Source organism: Eubacterium ramulus (assembly GCF_045002895.1).
In the GTDB taxonomy this organism is placed as follows: Bacteria; Bacillota; Clostridia; order Lachnospirales; family Lachnospiraceae; genus Eubacterium_I; species Eubacterium_I ramulus.
The window spans coordinates 1,787,247-1,807,906 of the sequence record NZ_CP173382.1 but is presented as its reverse complement, the minus strand read 5'-3'; the positions used below and the strand labels follow the sequence as shown (position 1 = coordinate 1,807,906).

Below are 20,660 nucleotides of genomic sequence, written 5' to 3'. Positions count from 1 at the left end.
ATGATTGCAATTATTGACTATGACGCAGGTAACTTGAAGAGCGTGGAAAAAGCGTTGGCGCACATTGGAGAGGAAAGCGTTATTACCCGCGAGTTTCAGACAATTCTGAATGCAGATAAAGTTATTTTACCGGGCGTGGGTGCATTTGGTGATGCCATGGCGAATCTGAAGCGTCTGGAACTTGACAAAGTGATACGGGAACTGAATGAGAAGCAGACACCATTCCTTGGAATTTGTCTTGGACTGCAATTGTTGTTTGAGTGTAGTGAAGAAAGCCCGGATGTGGAAGGTCTTGGTCTGTTGAAAGGAAAAATCAGCCGGATTCCAGACAAAGAAGGACTGAAAATTCCGCATATCGGCTGGAATTCCCTGGATTTTCATAATAACGGAAGATTATTTGCAGGGCTGGAAGAACATCCATATGTATATTTTGTACATTCTTACTATCTGCATGCCGAGGAGCCGGGTATTGTGACCGCAACGACGGATTACAGTACCTGCATCCATGCTTCCGTGGAAAAGGGCAACCTGTTTGCCTGCCAGTTCCATCCGGAAAAAAGCAGTACGGTAGGATTGCAGATCTTGAAAAATTTTGCCGGAGTGGAAGGAGGACGCGCGTAATGTTTACCAAACGAATTATTCCATGTCTGGATGTCAATAACGGCCGCGTGGTCAAAGGGGTCAATTTTGTAAATCTGCGAGATGCCGGTGATCCGGTGGAGATTGCGGCAGCTTATGATAAAGCCGGTGCGGATGAAGTGGTATTTCTCGATATCACTGCTTCTTCCGATGCCAGAAATACTGTGGTAGACATGGTACGGAAGGTAGCGGAAAATGTATTTATTCCGTTTACCGTGGGCGGTGGTATCCGTACCGTAGATGATTTCCGCGCATTACTGCGGGAAGGTGCAGACAAGATTTCCATCAATTCTTCCGCCATTAATACACCGCATCTGATTTCAGATGCGGCAGATAAATTCGGCAGTCAGTGTGTCGTAGTTGCCATTGATGCCCGCAGAAGAGAAGATGGCAGCGGCTGGAACATATATAAAAACGGCGGCAGAGTCGATGTGGGTATCGATGCCGTGGAATGGGCGATGAAAGTAGATAAACTGGGAGCAGGGGAAATCCTTCTGACCAGTATGGACTGTGATGGAACGAAAGCCGGATATGATCTGGAGCTGACCCGTCTGATCGCAGAAAATGTATCCATTCCGGTGATTGCATCCGGTGGAGCAGGTACAAAAGAACATTTTTATGAGGCTCTGACGGAAGGAAAAGCAGATGCGGCACTGGCAGCATCTTTATTCCATTATAAAGAACTGGAGATTATGGATCTGAAAAAATATCTGGCAGACAAAGGGGTATCTGTACGCCGTTAAACAAAGGGGGAGAAAGTACATGCCACCAATTACAAATGACTGGCAGCAGCCATTGGAAGTAGAATTTAAGAAACCATATTACAAAGATTTATATAAGAAAGTGTTGGAAGAATACCGGAGCAGACAGATTTTTCCGAATCCGGATGATATCTTTAATGCCTTTCATCTGACACCATTAAAAGATGTCAAAGTCGTGATCCTTGGACAGGATCCGTATCATAATGACGGACAGGCGCACGGACTCTGCTTTTCTGTAAAACCGGATGTGGAGGTGCCACCGTCACTGGTGAATATTTATAAGGAATTGCAGGATGATCTGGGATGCAGGATCCCGAACAACGGATATCTGGTAAAATGGGCAAAGCAGGGAGTGCTGATGTTGAATACAGTACTGACAGTGCGCGCACACCAGGCAAACTCCCATCGTGGCATCGGTTGGGAGCAGTTTACAGATGCAGTCATCCGTGCCGTGGATGCACAGGATCGTCCGATTGTATTTCTGCTCTGGGGACGTCCGGCGCAGATGAAGAAAAGTATGTTGCATAATCCGAAACATTTGATTTTGGAGGCACCGCATCCGAGTCCGTTGTCTGCGTACCGTGGGTTTTTCGGCTGTAAGCATTTCAGCCAGACCAATGCATTTCTGGAGAAAAACGGACTTGCGCCGATCGACTGGCAGATTGAAGATGTGTGATCTCGCTGGAACCGGACAGAAGCATCACTATGGGTTATGCATCTATCTGGTCAGTAGCCGGATGTAAGAAAAAATATTAAAAAATAAAAAGAAAAAAGGAAACAGGAAAATTACACGGAATATATAAAATAGGATATTTATGCTTTACAGGCAAAATGAACATGAAATCTTGTAACAAGATACAGGGAGTATAACCATCGTATGACAATTCGTGAACAGTTGGAATTATCAGAACGTACATATTTAAGCTCTTATGCGATGCTGAGTCAGGATTCGAGAGGGCGGGACAGAGAAGAACCGGAATGCGATATTCGTCCGGTTTTTCAGCGTGACCGGGATCGGATCCTGCACTGCAAATCTTTCCGGCGGCTGAAGCACAAGACGCAGGTATTTCTGTCACCGCAGGGGGATCATTACCGGACACGGCTGACCCATGCACTGGAAGTGTCACAGAATGCGAGAACTATTGCAAAGGCACTGCGCCTGAATGAATCGCTGGTGGAAGCGATTGCATTGGGACATGATCTGGGGCACACACCTTTTGGCCATGCTGGAGAAGGAATGCTGAATGAACTGTGTAACGGCGGATTCAGACACAATGAGCAGAGTGTCAGGATCGTGGAAAAGCTGGAAAAAGAAGGGAAGGGGCTGAACCTTACCTGGGAAGTCAGGGATGGTATTTTAAATCATCAGATCAGCCTGATGCCGTCTACATTGGAAGGCAAGATTGTGCGTTTATCTGATAAAATTGCATATATTAATCATGATATTGATGATGCAATCCGGGCTCAGGTGCTGCAGGAAGAAGACATTCCGGTTAAATATCGGGAAGTACTTGGTTTTTCCACGCAGGAGCGTCTGAATACATTGATTCATGACATTATCGAACAGAGCTGGGAAAAGAATGAAATCTGTATGTCACCGGATGTGGCGCAGGCTATGCAGGGGCTGCGTCAGTTTATGTTTCAGAATGTCTATACGAACCCGGTGGCAAAGGGTGAGGAGACGAAAGCAAAGGAACTTCTGGAACGTTTGTTTGTGTATTATCTGAAGCATATTGACCTGCTGCCTGGATATTATCTGCAGATGCTGGAGGACGGCGAAGAAAATGACCGGGTGGTCTGTGATTATATCGCAGGAATGACGGATCAATATGCACTGGCCAAATACAGTGAGTATTTTATGCCGAAATCCTGGCAGGTTTACTGATCTGTCCGGATGGCAATGACAGGTATAAAGATTGAAGTAAAAAGGAAGGTATTATGACTTACTATTCCGATGAACTGATTGAAGAAGTACGATCCAGAAATGATGTGGTAGACGTCATTTCCGGTTATGTGCGCCTTCAGAAACGGGGAAGCACGTATTTTGGGCTCTGTCCTTTCCACAATGAAAAGACACCGTCCTTTTCTGTCTCACCGGGCAAACAGATGTATTACTGTTTTGGCTGCGGCGCAGGCGGGAACGTATTCACCTTTATGATGCAATATGAAAATTTTACATTTCAGGAGGCAATGCAGAGTCTGGCGGATCGGGCAGGCATTGAACTTCCGAAGCAGGAGATGTCTGCCGCCCAGCGGGAAGCCGCAGATCGGCGGAGCAGGCTCCTGGAAATAAATAAAGTAGCGGCAAAATATTTCTATATGCTGCTGCGCAGTCCACAGGGAGCTCATGCGTTACAGTATTTTGAAGAGCGTAAACTCAGCAAAGAAACCATGCAGCATTTCGGACTGGGCTATTCCAATAAATACAGCGATGATCTGTATCAATATCTGAAGAAGCAGGGCTACGAAGATGAACTGCTTAAGGACAGTGGTCTGGTTACCATTGATGAACGCCGGGGTGGTCATGACAAATTCTGGAACCGAGCGATGTTTCCAATCATGGATGCAAATAACCGGGTCATCGGATTTGGGGGTCGTGTCATGGGCGAGGGAGAACCGAAATATCTGAATTCGCCGGAGACCATGATTTTTGACAAGAGCCGGAATCTGTACGGATTGAATTTTGCCCGGTCATCCCGGAGACCGCATATTTTATTGTGTGAGGGATACATGGATGTGATTGCCCTGCATCAGGCTGGATTTGACAATGCAGTGGCATCTCTTGGAACATCCTTTACATCCGGTCATGCCAATCTGCTGAAGCGTTATACGAAGGAAGTATACCTGACCTTTGACAGTGATGGTGCCGGGGTAAAAGCTGCCCTGCGGGCCATTCCGATTCTGAAAGAAGCCGGATTGACGGCGAAGGTCATTAATATGCGGCCTTATAAGGATCCGGATGAATTTATCAAAGCACTTGGGGCAGAAGAATATCAGAAGCGGATCGATGAAGCGGAAAACAGTTTTATGTTTGAAGTGCGGATGCTGGAGCGGGATTATGATCTGGCTGATCCGGAAAGCAAGACAAAGTTTTTTTATGCCGTTGCCCGGAAAATCCTGAATTTCGAGGAAGAACTGGAACGGGAAAATTATATTGAGGCTGTGGCAGCAAAATACCAGATCGGTTTTGAGCAACTGCGGTCGGTGGTCCGTTCCGAGGGAACCCGTGGAGGGCTGACCAGAGAGCGGGAACGTGCTCCGTTAAAGAGCGGAGTGAATGACAGAAAGAAGAAAGAAGATGGCATGAAGCAGTCCCAGCGGCTGTTTCTGACCTGGCTGATCGAGGATGAGCGCCTGTTTGATCTGACGGAGGGCTATATCAGTCCCGATGATTTTACAGAGGAGATTTTCCGTGATGTGGCAAAAGTACTGTACGAGCAGCATGCCGCAGGGGAGATCAATCCGGCACAGATCATCAGCCGCTTTACGGACGAGGAACAGCAACGGGAGGCAGCGGCGTTGTTCCACGCACGCCTGCATCCGGTGGAAACCCGTCAGGAGAAAGAGAAAGCTTTAAAAGAAACGATCCTCAGGATTAAGAAAAACAGTATGGATGTACGCTCCGGAAAATTGGAGCCGACAGACCTGGCAGGCCTGCAGCGGCTGATCGAAGATAAAAAGCAGCTGGCGCAGCTACAGAAAATGCATATTTCATTAGATTGAGGACAAACTATATAGACTAAAAACATGGAAGGATGAACAAGATGGCAGAGAAAAACGATCAGAAAATGAGAGAAAGAGCAGAGCGGGCAGAAAAATTCCAGGCAAAACTTCAGGAACTGCTTGCACTGGCAAAAAAGAAAAAAAATATGCTCGAGTATCAGGAAATCAATGACCATTTCAAGGATTTTGCCCTGAGTCCGGAGCAGATTGATAAAATTCTGGATTTCCTGGAGGCAAATCATGTCGATGTCCTTCGTATTACAGACGATGATGACGATATCCTGATTGATGACGAAGATAATGATGTAGAAGTAGAGAAAATCGATCTGTCTGTACCGGATGGTGTCAGCATTGAGGATCCGGTGCGTATGTATTTAAAAGAGATCGGAAAAGTTCCGCTGCTGACTGCGGAGGAAGAGATCGAACTTGCAAAACGTATGGAACTTGGTGATCAGGAGGCGAAAAAACGTCTGGCAGAGGCAAACCTCCGTCTGGTTGTAAGTATTGCAAAACGTTATGTGGGAAGAGGTATGCTGTTTTTGGATCTGATTCAGGAAGGTAACCTGGGTCTGATCAAAGCCGTTGAGAAATTCGATTACAGAAAAGGATATAAATTCAGTACCTATGCGACCTGGTGGATCCGTCAGGCGATTACCCGTGCTATTGCTGATCAGGCACGTACCATCCGTATCCCGGTGCATATGGTTGAGACGATCAATAAACTGATCCGGGTGTCCAGACAGTTATTGCAGGAACTTGGACGTGAACCCACTCCGGAAGAAATTGCAGAGGAAATGAATATGCCGGTAGACCGTGTGCGTGAGATCTTAAAAATCTCCCAGGAGCCGGTTTCTTTAGAAACTCCGATCGGTGAAGAGGAAGACAGTCACCTGGGTGATTTCATTCAGGATGACAATGTGCCGGTTCCGGCAGATGCAGCAGCATTCACACTGTTAAAAGAGCAGCTGGTGGAAGTTTTAAGCACACTGACAGACCGTGAGCAGAAAGTGCTTCGTCTGCGTTTTGGTCTGGATGACGGCCGTGCGCGTACATTGGAAGAAGTTGGAAAAGAGTTCAATGTTACCCGTGAACGTATCCGTCAGATCGAGGCAAAAGCACTGCGGAAATTACGCCATCCGAGCCGCAGCAGAAAGCTGAAGGATTATCTGGATTAAGATGGCGATTCGTTTATCAAACCGGTTATCTGCATTGGCCAGTCTGGTATCGAAGGGGCATCGTCTGGCTGATATCGGAACGGATCATGGATACATACCGATTTATCTGTGTCAGACGGGGATCATTCCTTCTGCCATAGCTATGGATATCGGAAAAGGTCCGCTGCAGCAGGCAACAGCCCATATCAAACAACAGGGACTCTCAAGCCGGATCAGGACGCGTCTGTCGGATGGACTGACTGCGCTGCAGCCGGGAGAGGCAGATACGATACTGATCGCCGGTATGGGTGGTGGTCTGGTGATGAAGATATTATCCCAGGGCACACATGCACTGACCGGCAGTGAAGAACTGATCCTGCAGCCACAGTCAGAAATTGCGCAGGTAAGAGCCTATCTGCGCACACATGGATTCCGGATTTTGGAAGAAGAGATGATCCTGGAGGATGGAAAGTATTATCCGATGATGAAGGTGGTGCAGGAGACAGCATCTGATCAAAGAGAAGAGACAGTTCAGGTGCAGGTGGAAGATGCCTTTGGCCCTGTATTATTACAGAAAAAACATCCGGTGCTGAAAGAATGGCTGCAGCGGGAATTGAAGACCGTGGATACGGTCTGTCGTCAGCTTGCAGCGCAGCCGGAGAATGAGCGGATTACGATCCGTATGGCGCAGGTACAGGAAAAAAGACAATTGATTCTGGAGGCGTTGAAAAGATATGAAACAGCAGATGTGTAAGATTACGATACAGGGAACAGAGCGGGAATATCCGCGGGAGACAACCTTTCAGCAGATTGCAGATGAATATCAGTCACAGATGGAAAATGATATTGTGCTGGTGAAATTCCAGCAGGATCTGCGGGAGTTACATCAGTCAGTACTCCGGGACGGAGAACTGGAATTTATCACCACTGCCGAAAAACCGGGCAGAGATACTTACCGGAGAAGTGTAACGCTTCTGATGGAGGCAGCGGCATGGAAGCTGTATCCGAACCTGGAGCTTCTTGTCCAGCATTCCATTGGTCAGGGCTACTACTGTGAATTCCGCCATGAGGATGCCATCTGTGTCCCGGATCAGAAGATGTTGCAGGCTCTGAAAGAGAAGATGCAGGCATTTGTGGAAGCAGATCTTCCTATCGTTAAATATAATATGAGCACGCAGGATGCATCTGCACGGTTTCGTCAGATGGGAAGAATGGATAAAGTCCGTCTGATGCGCTACCGCCGCAGTTCCAGAGTGAATGTATATGAATTGCAGGAATTCCCGGATTACTATTATGGCTATATGGTGCCTGGCACCGGTTATCTGAAATATTTTGATCTGATTCCGTACCAGAATGGATTTATGCTGATGTTTCCGGGAAAAGAAACACGGAAAGTGGCGGACTTTGAAGTAACCGATAAATTGTTCAACACATTAAATGACTCTGCCCAGTGGGGAATTGATATGGGAATCCGTACAGTGGGGGAACTCAATGATGTGATCGCAGCCGGCCGGATCCAGGATATGATCCTGGTGCAGGAATCCTACATGGAGCAAAAAATCGGTGATATCGCTGAGACGATTGCGGCAGACCGCAGGAAAAAGTTTGTGTTGATCGCAGGACCTTCTTCTTCCGGAAAAACAACATTTTCCCATCGTTTATCCATTCAGATGACGGCACATGGTCTGAAACCGCATCCAATTTCTCTGGATGATTTCTATTGCAACAGAGAAGAGACACCGCTGGATGAAAATGGTGAGTATGATTTTGAATGTCTGGAAGCGTTGGACATTCCTCTGTTTAATCAGTGTATGACAGATCTGCTGGCGGGAAAAGAAGTGATACTTCCGGTGTTTAATTTCAAAACCGGTCACCGGGAATACCGTCAAAAACCGCTGAAACTCGGGGCGGAGGATGTTCTGGTGATTGAGGGCATTCACGGATTGAATGAAAAACTTTCCTATGAACTGCCAAAAGAAAACAAGTATAAGATATATATCAGCGCATTGACACAGCTAAACATTGATGATCACAATAATCTGTCCACTGCGGACGGACGGCTGATCCGTCGTATGGTACGGGATGCCCGCACCAGAAACACTTCTGCCAGGGAAACACTGGCGCGTTGGAACTCGGTACGGCGTGGAGAAGAGAAAAATATCTTTCCATATCAGGAAGAAGCGGACGTAATGTTCAATTCGGCCTTGATTTATGAATTATCTGTGTTAAAATTATATGCGGAGCCTTTGCTCTTTTCCATCGATGCAGACTGCCCGGAATATCCGGAAGCAAAACGTCTGCTGAAGTTCCTGGATTATTTTCTTCCGGTACCGGGAGAGAATATCGGGCACAATTCGATTCTGAGGGAATTTATCGGTGGAAGCTGTTTTCATGTGTAGTAACGTCATACAAAGGTAACAGCATAATTTAAGTGAAAAGAATACAATTCAAGTAAGACAAATGATCGCGGCTGCAAGTGTCGAAAGACCGCAGGTGAGGAAAGTCCGGGCTTCATAGGGCAGGATGCCGGATAACATCCGGTGGAGGTGACTCCAAGGACAGTGCAACAGAAAGATACCGCGTTAGCAATGAGCCATGCGCAGACACGGATTCAGCAGATTTTCGAGTAAGCTTGCTTACAGAGAAAACAGGATGAATCCGGGGATGGATACGGCGAATGCCGTGTATCGAAAATTGCGCAGCAATTTGAGAGACCGCATGGCGGAGTAAAACAGGATTCTGTGTATTGCTCATTGTTAACGTAAGGGTGGAATGGCAGTGTAAGAGACTACCGCCCGGCTGGTAACAGTCGGGGCACATGTAAACCCCATCCGAAGCAAGACCGAAACAAAGCGTTGACGTGGCCCGCCAGCTTTAGGTAGGTCGCTTGAGGTAACTGGCAACAGTTATCCTGGATAGATGATCATTCACGACATAACCCGGCTTATCGTTTTGCTTGAATTGTATTTTTTGTTCTATTAACTTTTTCTAAAATGTTTGTGAAAAGACAATAGGTTTGTTGACATCAATTTGCACAAACTGTAACATAAGGTTATCGGTTCTGAAACAGGGACTTTATTAAATAAAAAGACTGAGGTGTTACAGGTGAGAAATCGTTTTCAACAATTTATGTATGGACGTTATGGTATGGATCAGCTCAATCGTTTTTTATCAACGGTTGCATTGATCATTCTGGTAGTTTCTATGTTTATCCGCAGACCAATCGTCGAGATTGTCGCATTGGCACTGCTGTTCTGGTGCTATTATCGTATGTTTTCCAAAAATATTTCAAAACGTGCAGCTGAAAATCAGAAATATATGAATTTCAGATATCGTGCCGTATGTTTCTTTAAAAAGGGAAGAACCGGTGGTTCTGCAAGTTTTGCACAGAAGCAGGCGCAGCGGAAAGCACATCATGAGCAGAAAAAGATGTATCGTTTTTTTGCATGTCCGAACTGTGCACAGAAGGTGCGTGTGCCGAAAGGAAAAGGAAAAATCTGTATTACCTGTCCGAAATGCCATACAGAGTTTGTAAAGAGAAGTTAGAGAAATCGTTTAAATCGAATGTTGGGCTACAAATGGCAAAATGCTTGAAGAAAAAGCCGGATAAAATGCGAAAAGAAAAATGAGAATACAAGGAGTATGATCATGTTTGGATATATTTATGTGAATCGAAAAGAACTTTCGGAGGAAGACAGAAAAGATTATCAGTCTTACTACTGTGGATTGTGTCAGGCATTGCGTAAGAGCAGTGGGGTCAAAGGGCAGGTGCTGCTGAATTATGACATGACGTTCCTGATTATTCTGCTGTCCGGTCTGTATGAACTGGAGAATAAGGAAGAAGAATTTTTCTGTCCGTTGCATCCTGGGAAAAAGAAAATCGCATATATCAATGAGGTGACACAGTATGCCTCTGACATGAACGTGCTGCTGTCTTACCACAATCTGCTGGATGACTGGCAGGACGAGAAAAATTATCCGAAGCATGTGATGTCCATGATGCTGAAAAAGGATTATGCACGGATATCGCGCAAATATCCGCGGCAGGCAGAGGCAGTGGAAGCTTACATGAGAAAACTGAATATGCTGGAGCATAAGCGGGAAACGAATCTGGATGCGATCGCAGGTCTCACCGGTGAAATGCTGGGTGAAATTTTTGCATGGAAGGATGATATATGGTCCGAAGAATTACATTGCATGGGATTTTACATGGGCAAGTTCATCTATCTGATGGATGCCTACGAGGATCTGGAAAAAGATCTGCGGAAAAGAGAGTATAATCCTTTTGAGTCCATGGTAAAAAACAGTCCGCAGGATTTTGAGACATTGAGCAAACTGATCCTGACCAGTATGATGTCGGAGTGTTCCAAATCCTTTGAGCGGCTTCCGATTCTTCAGCATGCATCGATTATCCGGAATATTCTGTACTCCGGCGTATGGTCAAAATACGAGTATGTACAGGCAAAGAAGAAAAAGAGGAGGAAATCTCAGTGAGAAATCCTTATGAAGTACTGGGAGTATCTCCCGGTGCTACTGATGAAGAGATAAAAAAGGCATATAGAAAACTAAGCAGACAGTATCATCCGGATGCAAATGTCAACAGTCCGCACCCGGAGATCGCAGAAGAAAAATTTAAAGAAGTGCAGCAGGCATACACGCAGATCATGAAAGAAAAACAGCAGGGGTATGCAGGAGGCTACCAGAATAGCAGTGCACAGTCGGGGCCGTATGGCGCATACGGCGGATATGGCAGCTATGGCGGCTTTGGTGGATTTGATTTTAACGGTCAGAGCGAGCAGCGTTCCCAGCAGAATGATTCTGTGAATATGCAGGCAGCTTTGAACTATATCCGAAACGGATATTATAAAGAAGCACTGCATGCGTTGAATGATATTCCGGCTGGACAGCGCAGTGCGAGATGGTATTTCTTCTCTGCAGTGGCAAATCAGGGAGCCGGTAATAATGTGGCTGCACAGGAGCATGCACAGCAGGCGGTGTCTATGGAACCGAGCAATATGGAATATCGGCAGTTTTTGCAGAATCTTCAGTTCGGCGGTACCTGGTATCAGAACATGGGATCAGCTTATCAGAGACCGGTATCCGGACTGTCACGGATGTGTGCCATCTGGTGTGGATTTATGATGTTTTTGAATTGTTGTTGTTTTCGGCCATTTTAAGACTGTGGCTGTGGAACAGTGATCAGTGGCGGAACGTTAATTTTTATAAAAGAAATCGGGATATCTTGTCTCCTCAGCTAGCAATCGCTTTCGGAGAAAAGATATCCCGATTTCTGTCTACACAGAGAGTAAAGCGGACATTCGCAATCCGCTTTCACTGACCAGAATCACGCACCAAGTCTCACGTGCGTTCGACTTGAATGCAGGATAGTGCAAAAAAAGACCTGTTGGAAATTCCAACAGGTCTTCAGAAGTAGCGAGAGGGGGATTCGAACCCTCGACACTGCGGGTATGAACCGCATGCTCTAGCCAACTGAGCTATCTCGCCACACGAACTTCTTTACTATACATGAAGTGGCGGGATTTGTCAACAGTTTTTTGAATTTTTTTCATATCGGAAGTGCCTCAAGGTCATTCATCCACCTTTGTGTAAGCACAGGTGGATGAATGACCTTTTGACACTGTAATTATTATAATAAATCAGCTATTTTTATTTTCAGATTTTTATAAATGCCGGAAATGACTTCCTGATGAAATGGAATGATCATTGGTGCAGCATCCTGCTCGTAATAGTAGATCGTAGTTCTTTCTTTGGCAGGATCAACAATCCGATATTCACGAACACCGACAGAAGCGTAGAGGGCATTCTTTATATTGTAATCCATGCGTCGGCTGCTGGGAGATACCACTTCAATAACCAGATCAGGAGCACCTTCACAGCCACGATCAGAGATTTTCCATGGACAGACTTGTGCAGAATGCGCGGTAAACCTGTTTAAAAAAGTGAAAGATTATGAAAAATGTTTTTGCATTCAAAATTTTTTGTATTGAATTACATAAAATTCAGAGCAAACTGACGGGAAAGGAAAGCCTGCAGCAGAGTAATATTGACAGATTCCACGAAATGTAAAGGAAATCTTGCAATTGGAACTACCATTTTGGAGAAGAAATGTGAAATATCCTGATTTGACAAAAAATCAATATCATGCAATAATGCATCCGATGTGGAGAAACTGCATAGAGTGTAATGATGGAATAAAAAATGAAATCGTTACCAATTTTCCATTTTGTATAGGGGTGAGCTCATTATAGAAAGGGTGAATCAATCATGACAGAAAAGAAAATCAAATTAAATGCAACCAATGAAGTACAGGAATTTGTCAATGCAGCATCCGAATGTAATTTTGATATTAACCTGCACTATCAGCGTGCCATCGTAGATGCGAAATCATTTCTTGGCGTTTTAAGTCTTGGACTTTCGAAAATTTTTACGGTATCTTATGGCGGAAACGATGGTAATTTCGAACAGATTCTGAGCAAGTATGCTGCTGCATAGTCAGAATCCACAAATCACTGAAAAAAACAGAGATATATACAGGGTCGTACGATAATCGTACGGCCTTTTTTCTGTTTGCAGTGAAAAAAAACATAAGATGTGTTACACTGATAACAGTTTGCTGAATCGATGATACATAGAAGATTCAGTATAAAGTGTTGAAAAGGCGGATAGCAGTCATTTATGGAGCAGATAGAAACGATTGGAGCGACAGAGCAGCGGGAGCTGACGAGAATACGGATTTCCGTGCGAAATCTGGTGGAATTTATTTTTCGTTCCGGAGATATTGACAATCGTATTGGAAAAGGTGCACAGAAAGAGGCTATGCAGGAAGGCAGCCGGATGCACCGTAAAATCCAGGGACGGATGGGAATGGAATATCGAGCAGAGGTTCCTCTGAAACTGGAAGTGCCGCAGGAGCAGTATGTGCTGGCATTGGAAGGCCGGGCTGATGGTATTATTACAAATGCAGATGGTGTGACCGTTGATGAAATCAAATGCATGTATACCGATGTGACACGTTTTGAGGAACCGATTTTTGTGCACAAGGCACAGGCGATGTGTTATGCGTATATTTATGCATTGCAGAACGGATTGGATCAGATTTCCGTGCAGCTGACCTACTGTGATCTGGATACAGAAGAAATCTGCCGGTTTGAGGAAGCATTTTCTTTTTTCTGGCTGGAGCGATGGTTTCAGGATATGATGGAAGCCTATCGGAAATGGACAGATTTTCAGTTTACATGGAGAAAGATCCGTCAGACATCCATACAGACACTGGAGTTTCCGTTTCCTTACCGTGAGGGACAGTACAAACTGGTGGGAGATGTATATAGAACCATTCACCGGAAAAAAATATTGTTTATCCAGGCACCTACCGGAACCGGAAAGACGATTTCTACGCTGTTTCCGGCAATCCGTGCTGTTGGGGAAAATCTGGGAGACAAAATTTTTTATCTCACGGCAAAGACGATCACACGAACGGTGGCAAAGGATACATGTGACCTTCTGAAAGCAAAGGGTTACCGCGGAAAGGTCATTGTACTGACGGCCAAAGAGAAAATGTGTCCCTGTGAGGAAATGGATTGTAATCCATCCAACTGTCTGCGGGCGAAAGGACATTATGACAGGGTAAACGATGCAGTGTATGATCTGATCACCACAGAGGAGGATTTTACCCGGGAGCGGATGCTGGCGCAGGCGGAAAAATATCAGGTGTGCCCTTTTGAAATGTCACTCGATGCGTCACTGTATGCAGATATCATTATCTGTGATTATAATTATGTGTTTGACCCGAATGTGTATCTGAAGAGGTTCTTTTCCGAGGAAGAAAAAGGTGACTATATTTTTCTGGTGGATGAGGCGCACAATCTGGTGGAGCGCGGCCGGGAGATGTACAGTGCCGTTTTGGTAAAAGAAGAGATTTTGACGGTGAAAAAGCTGGTGCGTGGTAAGGACCGGAAACTGGAAGCGGCTTTGGAAAAATGTAACCGCCAGATGTTGGAATGGAAGCGGGAATGTGAAACATATACGATATATGAGAGCATCGGAGCCTTTGCATTTTCCCTGATGCGTCTGATGTCTCTGCTGGATATTTTTCTGCAGTCGAGAGGGGAGATGCCGGAGCGAAAAGAAGTCACGGAGTTTTATCTGAATTTGCGGCATTTTATGAATATGTTTGAGCGGGTGGATGAAAATTATGTACTGTATTCTGATTTTGATGAAACAGACCGGTTTTGTCTGCACTTGTATTGTGTGAATCCATCCGTAAATCTGCAGGAGTGTCTGGAGCGGGGGAAAAGTACGATCTTTTTCTCTGCGACATTGCTTCCTGTGAACTATTATAAAAATCTGTTAAGTTCGAAAAAAGATAATTATGCGGTATACGCGGATTCAGCGTTTCGAGAGGAACAGCGTCTGCTGTTTATCGGCCGGGATGTCAGCAGCTTGTATACACGACGGACCCTTGGAGAGTTTCATCGCATTGCTTTGTATATCCAACAGGTGTTGCGGGCAAAAAAGGGAAACTATCTGATATTTTTTCCATCTTATCGTTTTATGGAGGATGTGTATGAACAGTTTCTGGCGGTCAATGAGCAGGAAGCAGACTGTATGATGCAAAGCGGAAATATGAATGAGGCAGACCGGGAAGAATTCATACAGGAGTTTTCCAATCCAAGAGGAAAATCCCTGGCGGCATTCTGTGTGCTTGGCGGTATTTTTTCGGAGGGGATCGATCTGAAGGAAGATCTTCTGATCGGTGTTCTGATTGTCGGAACGGGATTGCCACAAATCTGTAACCAGCGCGAAATCCTGAAAGAATACTATCAGGAAGAGAATGGACAGGGATTTGATTATGCCTATCAGTATCCGGGGATGAATAAGGTGTTGCAGGCGGCAGGACGTGTGATCCGGACAGCGTCTGACCGGGGGATCATCGGTCTGCTGGATGAACGTTTTCTGCGAAGTGATTACAGGAAGCTTTTCCCAAGGGAGTGGAGTCAGTATGAGGTGCATACGTTGGATAGTCTGCCTGAGGCATTGGAAGCCTTCTGGAATCTGTGTAAAGGGTAAATCTGAAGCAGAAATCCAGACAGACACGGATGATTTTCTGCCTCCGCTGCGCCGCTACGCAGTGCGTCGTGTGAATGGCTGATTATTTCACTGTGTAAATACAGAAAACGAAGCATCCTGTCAGGGAAAGCGATTAAGCAAACGACCGAGTTTCACGAGTTTTTGCGCGAGTGGGAACAACCTCTTTTTCAGGCGTGGGAACGAGCGCGATGAAAACGACGTGAAACGAGGGTAGTGAGCGTCTAGCGTCCTGACAGGATGCTTCGTTTTCGTATTAAAAATTAAATTTCAGCCAACAACAAGACAAACAAGAAGTTACAGAGATGGTAACAAGTCCAGAAATGCCTCTGTTGGTGCATTGATCGGAAGCGTCGGATTCACGGAAGCCACGATCTGTCGTGCAGGCATGGTTTCTTTTGTTTCAATGATATCCAGTTCCTCATTGCCTTCCCGGACGCAGTAGTCCGGTACGCAGGCAATGCCAAGACCGATTCTTGCAAAATCAATCAGCAGATCGTTACTGGAAAGTTCAATCTCCGGTACCAGTTCCAGCTGATGCTGCAGAAACAGATTGTGCAGAAATTCGCAGGTGGTGCAGTGACGTTCCAGGGTGATCAGTGGATAGCCGGAAAGCTCCGCCAGGCGCAGTACCCGGGATTTCAATGGGTAATAAGCCGGATTTGCCACGAATACATCATGAAATTCACAGACAGTTTTCCGGATGTAAGACTGGTTTAGCCGGGTATTTGGTGCATTGGTGATGATCAGATCCACCTTTCCCTGTTCCAGCAGATCCACGCAGTTCAAAGAGGTTGCGTTCGTGACCTTGATCGGCACATTTGGATACTGCTGATGGAATTTCCGGAAATACGGAACGAGAAAATAACGGCAGATGGTGTCGCTGGCGCCGATGTGCAGCTGACCAAGTCCGAGCCCCTGACTGTCAAAGAGCTGGTTTTCACCGCGGCGGATGAGGTTCATCGCCGGTTCCACATGTTTTAACAGCAGCTGCCCGGCCGGGGTGAGCTGCACTTTTTTTGTACTGCGGATAAAAAGCGGCTGTCCGAGTTTGCGTTCCAGTGTCTTGATGGACTGGCTGACCGCAGACTGGGAAATGTAGAGATGTTTGCTGGCTTCCGAAAAGCTTAACGACTGTGCCACATAAAAAAATACTTTGTAAAGTTCATAATTGATATCCATAGAAGTATCCCCTTTGTATGTTTTGATTTACAGAAATCTCTTTTTATATTAGTATATAAAGTGTAAGAGCGTATGTCAATTATAAATTAGTGAAACTTATATATAGAATTAAATATATTAATTTTTCTAATTGAAATGTCTACGGTATACTAAAGGTACCATGATAGCACGGAACAGGTCTGTGCCATGTAATATTGCAGAGATGGACTGGAGAGAATGTCCGCTTTACCTAATTTTAAAATGGAGGATCCGATATGAGTAATGTACGCAGAGTTTATGTAGAGAAAAAAGAAGCGTATGCAGTAAAAGCAAAAGAACTGCAGGAAGAAATCAAGAGCTATCTTGGAATTACTTCCGTCACAGGAGTACGTGTTCTGATCCGTTATGATGTGGAAAACATTTCTGAGGCTACTTATCAGAGAGCACTGGTCAGTGTTTTCTCCGAGCCGCCTGTTGATGATATTTATGAAGAAACTTTTGATCTGAAAGGCGCAAAAGCATTCAGTGTGGAGTTCCTGCCGGGCCAGTTTGACCAGAGAGCAGATTCCGCTGTTCAGTGTGTAAAACTTCTGAACGAGAATGAGGAGCCGGTCATCCGTACCGCAACAACTTATGTGATCGAAGGTGATGTGACTGAGGAGCAGTTAGATGCCATCAAACATCATTGTATCAACCCGGTAGATTCCAGAGAGACCGGTTTTGAAAAACCGGAGACACTGGTTCAGAACTTTGACGAGCCGGCAGATGTTATCGTATTTGATGGTTTCTGTGAGATGCCGGAAACAGAACTGAAAGCATTATATGAATCCTTAAATCTGGCTATGACATTTAAGGATTTCCAGCACATTCAGAATTATTTTGTGAAAGATGAGCACCGTGACCCGACAATGACAGAGATCCGTGTACTTGATACATACTGGTCTGATCACTGCCGTCATACTACTTTCTCCACAGAGTTAAAGGATGTTGTATTTGAAGATGGTGATTATCTGGAGCCGATCAAAGCTTCCTATGATAATTATAAGGAGACTTACGCAGAACTTTATAAAGACCGTGACGATAAATTTGTATGCCTGATGGATCTTGCACTGATGGCTATGAAGAAACTGAAAAAAGAGGGAAAACTGGCAGATCAGGAAGAATCTGATGAGATTAATGCCTGCAGTATTGTTGTTCCGCTGGAGGTGGATGGCAAGACGGAAGAGTGGCTGGTAAACTTCAAAAATGAGACACACAACCATCCGACTGAAATCGAGCCGTTTGGTGGTGCCGCAACCTGTCTGGGTGGAGCCATCCGTGATCCGTTATCCGGACGTACTTATGTTTACCAGGCAATGCGTATCACAGGTGCGGCTGATCCGACCGTTTCCGTAAAAGACACTCTGGAAGGAAAACTTCCGCAGAAGAAGATTGTCCGTTCCGCAGCAGCGGGTTACAGTTCCTACGGTAACCAGATTGGTCTGGCAACCGGTTTTGTCAAGGAAGTATATCATCCGAACTATGTGGCAAAACGTATGGAGATCGGTGCGGTTCTGGGTGCAGCTCCGAGACGTGCCGTACAGCGTCTGACTTCTGATCCGGGTGATATTATCATCCTGCTTGGTGGTCGTACCGGTCGTGACGGCTGTGGTGGAGCAACCGGTTCTTCCAAAGCACATAACACATCTTCTATCGATACCTGTGGTGCTGAGGTTCAGAAAGGTAACCCGCCGACAGAGCGTAAAGTACAGAGATTGTTCCGCAGAGAGGAAGTCAGTCATATTATTAAAAAATGTAACGATTTTGGTGCCGGCGGTGTATCTGTTGCCATTGGTGAGTTGGCAGATGGCCTGCGTGTGGAGTTAGATAAAGTTCCGAAAAAATATGCCGGTCTGGATGGTACGGAAATTTCTATTTCTGAGTCACAGGAGCGTATGGCCGTTGTCATTGCACCGGAAAATGTGGATCAGTTCCTTGCTTATGCAGCAGAGGAAAACTTAGAAGCAGTTCCGGTAGCAGTTGTTACGGAAGATCCGCGTCTGGTTCTGATCTGGAGAGGTAAAGAAATCGTAAATATCTCCCGTGCATTCCTGAACACAAACGGTGCACACCAGGAGACAGGTGTTCAGGTGGAAATTCCGAGCAGAGAGGATAATTATCTGCATAAAATCGCGCTTGACAGCGTTGCAAAAGATCTGGAACATAACGATGTAAAGGCTGCATGGGTAGATACATTAAAAGACTTAAACGTATGCTCCCAGAAAGGTTTGGTGGAAATGTTTGACGGTTCCATCGGTGCCGGAAGTGTATATATGCCATATGGTGGAAAATATCAGTTGACCGAAACACAGAGTATGGTTGCAAAAATTCCGGTTATGACTGGAAAATGCGATGCCGTTACGATGATGAGTTATGGATTTGATCCGTATCTGTCCAGCTGGAGTCCATACCACGGTTCTGTTTATGCGGTTCTGGAGTCTATTTCCAAGATCGTGGCAGCCGGAGGTGATTACAAGAAGATCCGCTTCACATTCCAGGAGTACTTCCGCAGAATGAACGAGGATCCGAAACGCTGGAGTCAGCCGTTTGCAGCATTACTTGGCGCATATCAGGCACAGATGAGCTTTGGTCTGCCGTCCATCGGCGGAAAAGATTCCATGTCCGGAACTTTCAATGAGATTGATGTACCGCCGACACTGGTTTCCTTTGCTGTAGACGTTGCAAAAGAACAGGATATCGTGACTCCGGAGTTAAAGACAGCAGGCGATAAACTGATGTATTTTACCATTGATCATGATGCTTATGATCTGCCGGATTATGCTCAGGTCATGAAACTGTATGATGCAGTATACAGCCTGATCCAGGATCAGAAACTGAAAGCGGTATATGCACTGGATGCAAAAGGTCTGGTAGCTGCAGTCAGCAAGATGGCATTTGGTAACAAACTGGGCGTATCCATCCGTGGCTGCCTGAAGCCGGAAGAAGCATTTGCACCGGGATTTGGTAATCTGGTAGCAGAGGTTGCACCGGAAGATGCGGATGCTGTAAAAGCAGCATTAGAGGCTGTAGGACTTCGTGCAAACGTGTCCATCGTTGGTTCTGTTTTAGAAGAGCCGGTATTCCGTTATGGTGATGCGGAGATTGCAATGGATGACGCATTATCCGCATGGACAAACACATTGGAAAAAGTATATCCGACCAGAGCAACCACAGATAAAAAAGAGCTGGATGCAAAACTTTATACTACCAAAGAAATCTATGTATGCAAAAATAAAATTGCAAAACCGACGGTATTTATCCCGGTATTCCCGGGTACAAACTGTGAGTATGATTCTGCAAAAGCATTTGAGCGTGCAGGCGCAAATGTTGTGACGAAAGTATTTAAAAACCTGAATGCACAGGATATCCGTGATTCTGTCGATGTATTTGCAAAAGCAATCGACCAGGCACAGATCATTATGTTCCCGGGTGGATTCTCTGCCGGTGATGAGCCGGAGGGAAGTGCAAAATTCTTTGCAACTGCATTCCGTAATGCAAAAATCAAAGAATCTGTTGAAAAACTCTTAAATGAGCGTGACGGACTCTGCCTCGGTATCTGTAACGGTTTCCAGGCACTGATCAAACTTGGTCTGGTTCCTTACGGTGAAATCTGTGAGCAGAAAGCAGATTCTCCGACACTGACATATAACACCATCGGACGTCATATTTCCAAGATGGTTTATACAAAAGTGATGTCCAATAAATCGCCATGGCTGGCACAGGCAGAGGTGGGCAAGATTTACACGAACCCGGCGTCTCATGGTGAAGGTCGTTTTGTAGCAAACGAGGAGTGGCTGCAGAAACTCTTTGCAAACGGTCAGGTGGCAACCTGCTACGTCAACGAGGCAGGCAATCCGACGATGGATGAAGAGTGGAATGTCAATGGTTCTTACATGGCTATCGAGGGTATTACAAGTCCGGATGGAAGGGTTCTCGGTAAGATGGCTCATTCTGAACGTCGTGGTGATGGCGTGGCTATCAACATTTACGGCGAGCAGGATCTGAAGATCTTTGAGTCCGGTGTAGCATTCTTCCGCGACTAAAGTTTGCTTATTTTTCTGAAAAATTGATATGACTG

At 45.5% G+C, this 20,660-nt stretch carries 16 protein-coding genes, 1 tRNA gene and 1 other RNA gene; 15 read left to right on the top strand and 3 right to left on the bottom strand.

Annotated features, from left to right (window positions below):
• The 12 genes from hisH to ACIRUQ_RS08605 all read left to right on the top strand — a co-directional run bounded on the left by hisH (position 1) and on the right by ACIRUQ_RS08605 (position 11,454).
• Complete coding sequence (gene hisH, locus ACIRUQ_RS08660) at positions 1-621, top strand: imidazole glycerol phosphate synthase subunit HisH (RefSeq protein ID WP_021738282.1); 621 nt, start codon at positions 1-3, stop codon at positions 619-621.
• Complete coding sequence (gene hisF / locus ACIRUQ_RS08655; protein ID WP_021738283.1) at positions 621-1,382, top strand: imidazole glycerol phosphate synthase subunit HisF; 762 nt, start codon at positions 621-623, stop codon at positions 1,380-1,382. The genes hisH and hisF overlap by 1 nt, the downstream gene beginning before the upstream one ends.
• Positions 1,383-1,401: 19 nt before the next feature.
• A complete protein-coding gene (gene ung / locus ACIRUQ_RS08650; protein ID WP_021738284.1) occupies positions 1,402-2,076 on the top strand; it encodes a uracil-DNA glycosylase in 675 nt (224 codons plus the stop codon).
• A 201-nt stretch (positions 2,077-2,277) separates the two neighbouring features.
• A complete protein-coding gene (locus tag ACIRUQ_RS08645) occupies positions 2,278-3,285 on the top strand; it encodes a deoxyguanosinetriphosphate triphosphohydrolase (RefSeq protein ID WP_022035511.1) in 1,008 nt (335 codons plus the stop codon).
• Between the two features lie 53 nt (positions 3,286-3,338).
• On the top strand, positions 3,339-5,123 hold the full coding sequence (dnaG, locus tag ACIRUQ_RS08640; protein ID WP_055289518.1) for a DNA primase: 1,785 nt from the start codon (positions 3,339-3,341) through the stop codon (positions 5,121-5,123).
• Between the two features lie 65 nt (positions 5,124-5,188).
• Positions 5,189-6,298, top strand: a complete 1,110-nt coding sequence (gene rpoD / locus ACIRUQ_RS08635; RefSeq protein ID WP_129899575.1) for an RNA polymerase sigma factor RpoD — start codon at positions 5,189-5,191, stop codon at positions 6,296-6,298.
• A gap of 1 nt (position 6,299) precedes the next feature.
• Positions 6,300-7,031, top strand: a complete 732-nt coding sequence (locus tag ACIRUQ_RS08630; RefSeq protein WP_055289521.1) for a class I SAM-dependent methyltransferase — start codon at positions 6,300-6,302, stop codon at positions 7,029-7,031.
• Positions 7,012-8,676, top strand: coding sequence for a nucleoside kinase (locus ACIRUQ_RS08625; RefSeq protein ID WP_242853576.1), 1,665 nt, complete (start codon positions 7,012-7,014; stop codon positions 8,674-8,676). Before ACIRUQ_RS08630 ends, ACIRUQ_RS08625 begins: the two co-directional genes overlap by 20 nt.
• A 49-nt stretch (positions 8,677-8,725) precedes the next feature.
• Positions 8,726-9,240: RNase P RNA component class A (gene rnpB, locus ACIRUQ_RS08620), an RNA gene on the top strand.
• A 166-nt stretch (positions 9,241-9,406) separates the two neighbouring features.
• Positions 9,407-9,823 (top strand): hypothetical protein, encoded by a 417-nt coding sequence (locus tag ACIRUQ_RS08615; protein ID WP_070103940.1) that lies wholly within the window; start codon positions 9,407-9,409, stop codon positions 9,821-9,823.
• Positions 9,824-9,925: 102 nt separating this feature from the next.
• A complete protein-coding gene (locus ACIRUQ_RS08610) occupies positions 9,926-10,771 on the top strand; it encodes a DUF5685 family protein (RefSeq protein WP_055289523.1) in 846 nt (281 codons plus the stop codon).
• Positions 10,768-11,454: a J domain-containing protein gene (locus ACIRUQ_RS08605; RefSeq protein ID WP_021738292.1), complete on the top strand. Its 687-nt coding sequence runs from the start codon at positions 10,768-10,770 to the stop codon at positions 11,452-11,454. Before ACIRUQ_RS08610 ends, ACIRUQ_RS08605 begins: the two co-directional genes overlap by 4 nt.
• A gap of 254 nt (positions 11,455-11,708) precedes the next feature.
• On the opposite strand, the gene ACIRUQ_RS08600 is transcribed toward ACIRUQ_RS08605, so the two are convergent.
• Positions 11,709-11,782: transfer RNA gene (locus ACIRUQ_RS08600), tRNA-Met, on the bottom strand.
• A gap of 142 nt (positions 11,783-11,924) precedes the next feature.
• Positions 11,925-12,119, bottom strand: coding sequence for a Uma2 family endonuclease (locus ACIRUQ_RS08595; RefSeq protein ID WP_242853577.1), 195 nt, complete (start codon positions 12,117-12,119; stop codon positions 11,925-11,927).
• 443 nt (positions 12,120-12,562) lie between these two features.
• Here ACIRUQ_RS08595 and ACIRUQ_RS08590 point away from each other — a divergent pair, with 443 nt between their 5' ends.
• Complete coding sequence (locus tag ACIRUQ_RS08590; protein WP_022034971.1) at positions 12,563-12,790, top strand: HPr family phosphocarrier protein; 228 nt, start codon at positions 12,563-12,565, stop codon at positions 12,788-12,790.
• A gap of 183 nt (positions 12,791-12,973) precedes the next feature.
• The gene (locus ACIRUQ_RS08585) at positions 12,974-15,364 is read left to right on the top strand and encodes an ATP-dependent DNA helicase (RefSeq protein ID WP_055289528.1); all 2,391 of its coding nucleotides are present in this window, start codon (positions 12,974-12,976) and stop codon (positions 15,362-15,364) included.
• A gap of 315 nt (positions 15,365-15,679) precedes the next feature.
• On the opposite strand, the gene ACIRUQ_RS08580 is transcribed toward ACIRUQ_RS08585, so the two are convergent.
• Positions 15,680-16,564, bottom strand: a complete 885-nt coding sequence (locus tag ACIRUQ_RS08580) for a LysR family transcriptional regulator (RefSeq protein WP_336302587.1) — start codon at positions 16,562-16,564, stop codon at positions 15,680-15,682.
• 254 nt (positions 16,565-16,818) lie between these two features.
• Here ACIRUQ_RS08580 and ACIRUQ_RS08575 point away from each other — a divergent pair, with 254 nt between their 5' ends.
• On the top strand, positions 16,819-20,625 hold the full coding sequence (locus ACIRUQ_RS08575) for a phosphoribosylformylglycinamidine synthase (protein WP_055289531.1): 3,807 nt from the start codon (positions 16,819-16,821) through the stop codon (positions 20,623-20,625).
• The last annotated feature ends 35 nt before the right edge of the window (positions 20,626-20,660 follow it).

Coding starts and splice junctions, on each gene's coding strand:
- ACIRUQ_RS08585 (WP_055289528.1), top strand. CDS start 12,974: ATGGAGCAGATAGAAACGATTGGAGCGACAGAGCAGCGGGAGCTGACG.
- ACIRUQ_RS08575 (WP_055289531.1), top strand. CDS start 16,819: ATGAGTAATGTACGCAGAGTTTATGTAGAGAAAAAAGAAGCGTATGCA.
- hisF (WP_021738283.1), top strand. CDS start 621: ATGTTTACCAAACGAATTATTCCATGTCTGGATGTCAATAACGGCCGC.
- dnaG (WP_055289518.1), top strand. CDS start 3,339: ATGACTTACTATTCCGATGAACTGATTGAAGAAGTACGATCCAGAAAT.
- hisH (WP_021738282.1), top strand. CDS start 1: ATGATTGCAATTATTGACTATGACGCAGGTAACTTGAAGAGCGTGGAA.
- ACIRUQ_RS08590 (WP_022034971.1), top strand. CDS start 12,563: ATGACAGAAAAGAAAATCAAATTAAATGCAACCAATGAAGTACAGGAA.
- ACIRUQ_RS08615 (WP_070103940.1), top strand. CDS start 9,407: ATGTATGGACGTTATGGTATGGATCAGCTCAATCGTTTTTTATCAACG.
- ACIRUQ_RS08580 (WP_336302587.1), bottom strand. CDS start 16,564: ATGGATATCAATTATGAACTTTACAAAGTATTTTTTTATGTGGCACAG.
- ung (WP_021738284.1), top strand. CDS start 1,402: ATGCCACCAATTACAAATGACTGGCAGCAGCCATTGGAAGTAGAATTT.
- ACIRUQ_RS08625 (WP_242853576.1), top strand. CDS start 7,012: ATGAAACAGCAGATGTGTAAGATTACGATACAGGGAACAGAGCGGGAA.
- ACIRUQ_RS08610 (WP_055289523.1), top strand. CDS start 9,926: ATGTTTGGATATATTTATGTGAATCGAAAAGAACTTTCGGAGGAAGAC.
- ACIRUQ_RS08630 (WP_055289521.1), top strand. CDS start 6,300: ATGGCGATTCGTTTATCAAACCGGTTATCTGCATTGGCCAGTCTGGTA.
- ACIRUQ_RS08645 (WP_022035511.1), top strand. CDS start 2,278: ATGACAATTCGTGAACAGTTGGAATTATCAGAACGTACATATTTAAGC.
- ACIRUQ_RS08595 (WP_242853577.1), bottom strand. CDS start 12,119: ATGGATTACAATATAAAGAATGCCCTCTACGCTTCTGTCGGTGTTCGT.
- rpoD (WP_129899575.1), top strand. CDS start 5,189: ATGAGAGAAAGAGCAGAGCGGGCAGAAAAATTCCAGGCAAAACTTCAG.